Genomic DNA, 5,782 nt, shown 5'->3' with positions numbered 1-5,782 from the left:
GTCCGAGGCGACGCTGTAAACAACGGCCGCGATGGCGATGCCGCCGCCGATGGCAGCTGCGGTGGTCAGGGTGCCGGCAGCGGCGCCGGTGGCGGTTCCGGTGCCTGCGACTTCAGCGCTGGCCACTTCTGCGCCGGTTTCCACCGGGGCTTCCTGGGCGAACACCGGGGACGACATACCCAACAGGGCCAATGCGGCAATAATCTTCTTCATTACGGGGTCTCCTACTCCGTCAGGTAAATATTTCACGCGTATGGTGGCCGCGTTGGCCCTGTAGTGTCAAGGTTGAAGCGTCATTCCGCACGGCGCGCGGCGCGCCTGAATTCTGGCAGCTACCGTTGGGGATGATGACGTGCGAATACGCTGTCGCGTCCCGACAGCTCCGTGGCAAGGCGCACCACCAGATCGTGCGTACGCACGCTTGGCATCGTCAACGGCACCAGCAGGCCCATGCAGAGCGCCAGCACCAGCGTGCGCAGCGGCGTGGTGAAAGCGGCCGGGCGCGCCGACAGCGCCACCGCGGATGCCGCCGTCCCCAGCAGCCAGCCACTGACGACTTCGGACAGCGAATGGGCATTGAGTGGCAACCGTGACCACGCGATGGCGGCCGCCAGCGCGACGCCTGCAACCGCCCAGCGCCGCGGTGAGCGGCACCTGCCATGGGCGGCCAGGTAGGCGACGACGGGATAGACGGCCGCGCTCATGGTGGCGTGACCACTGAAGCCGGTGAAGTCGAGCCGGGCCAGGCCGACGCCCCAGCCGAGGAACGCCAGTTTGGAGGCCAGCGTCAGTGACGCCGCGATGGCCAGTGCCACTGCCCACCGCCAGCGCAGCGGCGCGCTCGCCGCGGGGGCGGCAAGCATCAGGGTCAGTCCCAGAGGCAGCAGCCAGCGGCTGTCGCCCAGCTGGGAAAGATGGACCCACAAAGAAGACATCTGGTCACGTGAGGCAGGGGAGACCCGGCAGCATAGGGCAGGCGGGCTGTGCCGATGCTGAGCCGCACGGCCGCCGGCATGTTCGATCGCGGCCGTGCGGCCTAGAATGGCGCATTGTCCGGGCCGCGTCCCGGCGTACAACGCCCCAGGAGTCTTGAATGAACGTTACCGTTGCAGAAGGTGTAGTGGTCGGGAATCGCCTCCCGTTCGTGCTGTTTGGCGGCTTGAACGTGCTGGAAGACCTGGATTCGACCCTGCACGCGGCCGAGCACTTCACCACGGTAACGGCCAAGCTGGGCATCCCGTACGTGTTCAAGGCCTCGTTCGACAAGGCCAACCGCTCGTCGATCGCGTCCTACCGTGGCGTCGGCCTGGACGAGGGGTTGCGCATCTTCGAGGAGGTCAAGCGTCGTTTCGGCGTGCCGGTGATCACCGACGTGCACGAAGTGGCCCAGGCTGCTCCGGTGGCAGAAGTGGTCGACGTGCTGCAGATTCCGGCCTTCCTGGCCCGTCAGACCGACCTGGTGGCGGCCATTGCCCGCACCGGCCGGGCGGTCAATATCAAGAAGCCGCAGTTCCTCAGCCCCACGCAGATCAAGCACATCGTGTCCAAGATCCGCGAGGCCGGCAACGAGAACATCATCCTGTGCGAGCGCGGGTCGCAGTTCGGCTACGACAACCTGGTCGTGGACATGCTGGGCTTCCGCGAGATGATCGAGTCCACCGGCGGCCTGCCGGCGATCTTCGACGTCACCCACAGCCTGCAGCGCCGCGACGCGGGCAGCGAAGCCTCGGGTGGCCGCCGCCGCCAGGTGGCCGAGCTGGCCCGTTCGGGCATGGCACTGGGCTTGGCCGGGCTGTTCCTCGAGGCCCACCGTGACCCGGACCACGCACGCTGCGATGGTCCCAGTGCGCTGCCGCTGGCCGCGCTGGAGCCATTCCTGGCCCAGATCAAGGCGCTGGATGAACTGGTGAAGGGCTTCCCGGAACTGGATATCCGCTGAGGCGTCCTGCCGGCATTTGGCGGCGACGGCCTTGGTCCTGTCACTGAATGTGGGTATCCTACGTGGCTGCACGCCGTCAAAAACGCGTGCAGCCAGCGGTCTGGCGGGTGGTCTCCGCCCCGCACTTGGCCCCGTAGCTCAGCTGGATAGAGCGTCCCCCTCCTAAGGGGAAGGTCGCCCGTTCGAATCGGGCCGGGGTCACCATCAATCAAGTGCTTGGCGAAATTCCAACGACATACGCTTGGGATAGTGCGCCCCTTTTCGAGCGTTTTTGGCGCACCTGGCACGCCGGATTGGTAGCAGCAAAGAAGCGTGGAGGTGATCAAGTCACTTCAGTGCCTGCCGAGGTCAGGCGACCTTCCGCCAGTGCTCGCCCGCCACGCTGCTGGCTGAGGCCCAGGCGCATACCTGCACCTCCTCCGTCGCGCCAACGAACGATTCCCAAGAGCACCAATGGGGAATCCGCTTGCTCGCCGGCTATGGGGAGAAAAGACGGACGGATCAAACCCGGCATGACCTTTCCGAGTTGCTTGACACTGTTCGTTTATACGCTCGGACTGCCAATCCCGTCATATTAGTGTGTAGAAAGTGCGGATAAACTCCGCCGGCACGCACGATGCGTGCACTACGCCAATTCTGAGGACGATAGTCATGTTGAAAGGATTTAAACCTCTCGCCGTAGCTGCGTTTTGCCTGCTCGGCCTGTCTGCCTTCGCCCAAGACGCCGCAGCGGGTCAATGGGTCGACAGCGGCAGATCCGCGTACTTCAGACAGAGCGCCTACATCAGCGCGTTTGACTACACCTGCAACGCCGGCCAGGCTCCGATCAGTGGTTTTCCAGGCAGCTGCCCCAACGATGCGGCCAGTGGCTGGACGGCCAACTATGACGTCTCCAGCGCAGAGGCCAATAGTCAGCGCATGGCCTGCAACCACAATCCGTACCAGATCGGCTCGACGTGCTACGGCATTGCCTATGCGATCAACGGGCACGCCTACGCCGGTGATCTACCGGCCGCGTGCAACGTCGGTGCGCGCACAGTGGTCTATTTCTCCCTCATGGAAACCGTCGCGATCCAGTACGAAGAGCTCGACGTGAATATGGTCGAGTCGGCGACAGAGTACGTCTGCCAGTAAACCGGTAGCAGAACGCCGCCGCCGAGCGCGGCGGCGTTCCGGGCCCCTGACCGCGGGTACGGCGGCCCAGTTGCGGCGAGTAGACGAATCTGAGGACCCGACCCGCATCCTGCGCGTATGCTCCCACCTGATTTCCGATGACGAGCCGTGGTCAGCGGGCCGTCGGATGCGCTGCTGTGTGACAGAGGCTATTCCCGCCTCCGCAAGAAGTCGTCAAACACCACGCTGCTGATAGCCTGTCTCGCCTTGCAGCCTGGGCAGCGCATCGCAATGCCACCGGGCACCGCCAGCAGTGTCGATTCGTCAGCCGCAGTGAAGTGGTGGTTGCACTTGAGGCAAGACGCGGTTACGGAAGTGACGCGCGCAGCGTGATCGCTCGATAGCTCACGATCGCCAGCAACGTCAATCAGATTGAATACACCTGTGGAGGACATCGTTGACTGATCCGTTGTCTTGCTGGAGGAGTAGGAGCGAGTACAACAGTGCAGGTGTACTGCTCCGGTGTAGTCATGGTCAACGTCAGGTGTAGAGCGGAGCCTGCCCACGTTGTCCCGTCGTCGGCCCGCAAGGGGCGCGACGTTTCACTTCACTGGGGGACGCGGATGCAGGGTTGCGCTTCAACGCTGGCCCCGTCGAGGTCGTTCTGGTGCACGCGAACAGTCGTCGCCCATTATCCTCGCGATTACCTGGTCCCCGCTGCCTCTGCGGGGGAGTGATGGCTGGCGGGCACTGCCGTTCCAAGATGCTTAGCAAAAAACCTCGTCATCACCCGATACGCCTGCTGGCTTTCCGGCAGCTTGGCATCCAGATGGAACGCGTGTCCCAGCCCTTCCCACACATGCAGGTCCGACACGCGCTCCAGGTCCACCAGCCGGCTGTGCATGTAGGACGCATTGCTCAACTCCGCCGCGCGCGTGCCGGTGATGAACAGCGTGGGCGGAAACTGCGCCAGCAGCGCTTCGGAGAACACCGGCGACACCAGCGGGTCGCGGAAGTCCACGTCCCCGTAGTAGAGGTCCTCCATGATCGGCAGGGTGCCGTCGGCGTGGGGCAATAGCGCGTCGTTGATCGCGGCCATGACGTAGCGCGAGTCGCCCCCATAACGCGCATCGCCGCCCGCGCAGAACAGGCCGGCAGCGCCGGGCATCGGCAGTTTCTCCTTGGCGAACCAGGCCAGGGATTCGCCGGTGAGCACGCCGCCGGCCGAGCAGCCGAAGATGCCGATATGCGCGGCGGGCATCCGCGCCAACGCCGCCCGGTACACGGCTGCGACATCCTCGCTGGCCGCGGGGAAGCGGTGCTCGGGACCCTGGCGATACTCCACGGCCAGCACGGTCATGCCCGTCATCGCCGCCACCGGGATCGCCTCGAGCAGGCCCAGGCTGTCGGCTCGACCGAATACGAAGGCGCCGCCATGCAGTTCGATCAGCAGGCGCTGGCGGGCGGGATCCGCCGGTGCGCTGCGCGGTTGCACGCGCACCACGGGAACACCGCCCCAGGTTTCGTGATGCAGCTCCACTGGAAAGCGTTTGCGTAGTTCGGCGATCTCGCCATACGCCCACTGGTCGGCACCCTTGCGGATGCTGTCCAGCTGCGCGAGCACAGCGGCGTTGTCCAGTTTGGCAGTGGGGTCGCCGTGAATCACCGCGCTGCGTACGCTGTCCTGCGCCTGCGGGCTGAGATAGGGCGAGACCGGCAGCGCGAAGCTGGGCACCTGGCGCACACCGTCGGAGGGCGCTGCGGCCTGCGCACCGGCGGCGAGCAGCAGGCAAAGGGGAAACGCCGACATCCATTTCGAAACGGCCATACGTACGGTCCACACGGCGGGGATGCCGCACAGGATAACGTCCGGCATGGTCCTGCACCTACCGCGGCCATACCGATACGTGCACGGTGCCGTCGCCCGGTGTTGACGCGCCACCAGCGAAGCTGTGGCATCCAACTCGCTGGAGATATCCGATGAACATTGCATCGCCGCTGTCGCCGTCCGGCGCGTCCGCCACGCCCACGCCAGGGCAGCCTGTCGCGCCACCCGTGGAGGTGCCGGTCAGCCCGGAACCACCCGTGCAGGAGCCGCCGACCGAAGCGCCGCCCCAGGGCGATCCGCCCGCGCAATCCCCGCCGCTGGAAGCACCGCCTGGGAGCGATCCGCAGCCTGCAGCGCCACCGGCAGAAGCGCCACCCGCCTCACCGCCCCGCACCTCAGTAGGGCGACGGTGACCTGGCCTCAGTCCTGCGACGGGGGGGCTTCATAGTCGGCTGGGGTCACCTTGCCGTCCTCCTGTTCCGGCATATCTTTGTCCTTTGTGGGGGCGTTGTCGTTGCGGACCGTGTCCGGCGTGAACGCCTTCTGCTGATCGTCTTCAGGCGTGCCGCGTGGTGGCGTGTGCGTGTTCATCGGTCGCTCCTGTGTGGTTGGACATCGAGCATCCTGCGGCCCGGGTGAACGTACCGTCGCTCCTCTTCAACATGGCGCACACGGTTGGGTCACTCCCCCGGCACGTCGCCCGGCGTAGCAATGGTGCATTCCCCACTGGAGTACCCCATGCGCGCTTTGACCTACCACGGCAGCAAGGACGTCCGCGTCGATAGCGTCCCCGATCCGGTGCTGGCGGCCCCCGACGACCTGATCCTGCGCGTGACTGCCACGGCCATCTGCGGCTCGGACCTCCACCTCTATCGCGGCAAGATTCCCGACCTGCACAGCGG

General features: G+C 65.6%; 6 protein-coding genes, 1 tRNA gene and 1 pseudogene. 4 read left to right on the top strand and 4 right to left on the bottom strand.

All coding sequences use genetic code 11. From position 1 onward, the window contains the following. Positions 1–213: pseudogene (locus DBR34_RS14420) on the bottom strand (hypothetical protein); the annotation flags it as partial. Between the two features lie 119 nt (positions 214–332). Next, positions 333–863 (bottom strand): phosphatase PAP2 family protein, encoded by a 531-nt coding sequence (locus DBR34_RS14415; protein WP_258223948.1) that lies wholly within the window; start codon positions 861–863, stop codon positions 333–335. 230 nt (positions 864–1,093) lie between these two features. On the opposite strand from DBR34_RS14415, the gene kdsA reads away from it, so the two are divergent. From kdsA to DBR34_RS14400, 3 genes are all read left to right on the top strand, one after another. Beyond that, entirely contained in the window at positions 1,094–1,939 is an 846-nt protein-coding gene (gene kdsA / locus DBR34_RS14410) for a 3-deoxy-8-phosphooctulonate synthase (RefSeq protein WP_128097299.1), read from the top strand. A 127-nt stretch (positions 1,940–2,066) separates the two neighbouring features. Further along, positions 2,067–2,143 (top strand) — tRNA-Arg (locus DBR34_RS14405). 447 nt (positions 2,144–2,590) lie between these two features. Continuing rightward, positions 2,591–3,073 carry a hypothetical protein gene (locus tag DBR34_RS14400; protein WP_128097298.1) on the top strand — a complete coding sequence of 161 codons (483 nt, stop codon included), beginning with the start codon at positions 2,591–2,593 and terminating at the stop codon, positions 3,071–3,073. A 682-nt stretch (positions 3,074–3,755) separates the two neighbouring features. On the opposite strand, the gene DBR34_RS14395 is transcribed toward DBR34_RS14400, so the two are convergent. Together DBR34_RS14395 and DBR34_RS21445 are read right to left on the bottom strand one after the other, a co-directional pair. Further along, positions 3,756–4,862, bottom strand: a complete 1,107-nt coding sequence (locus DBR34_RS14395; RefSeq protein ID WP_128097308.1) for an alpha/beta hydrolase fold domain-containing protein — start codon at positions 4,860–4,862, stop codon at positions 3,756–3,758. 438 nt (positions 4,863–5,300) lie between these two features. Next, positions 5,301–5,471 carry a hypothetical protein gene (locus tag DBR34_RS21445; protein ID WP_181394021.1) on the bottom strand — a complete coding sequence of 57 codons (171 nt, stop codon included), beginning with the start codon at positions 5,469–5,471 and terminating at the stop codon, positions 5,301–5,303. A 147-nt stretch (positions 5,472–5,618) separates the two neighbouring features. On the opposite strand from DBR34_RS21445, the gene DBR34_RS23225 reads away from it, so the two are divergent. Continuing rightward, the coding region (locus DBR34_RS23225; protein WP_258223952.1) for an alcohol dehydrogenase catalytic domain-containing protein at positions 5,619–5,782 on the top strand (164 nt) is incomplete at its 3' end.

The organism is Stenotrophomonas sp. HMWF003 (assembly GCF_003061285.1).
In the GTDB taxonomy this organism is placed as follows: Bacteria; Pseudomonadota; Gammaproteobacteria; order Xanthomonadales; family Xanthomonadaceae; genus Stenotrophomonas; species Stenotrophomonas maltophilia_AP.
Note: the sequence above shows the minus strand (reverse complement) of the source record. Positions and strands in the feature narration are given on the sequence as shown.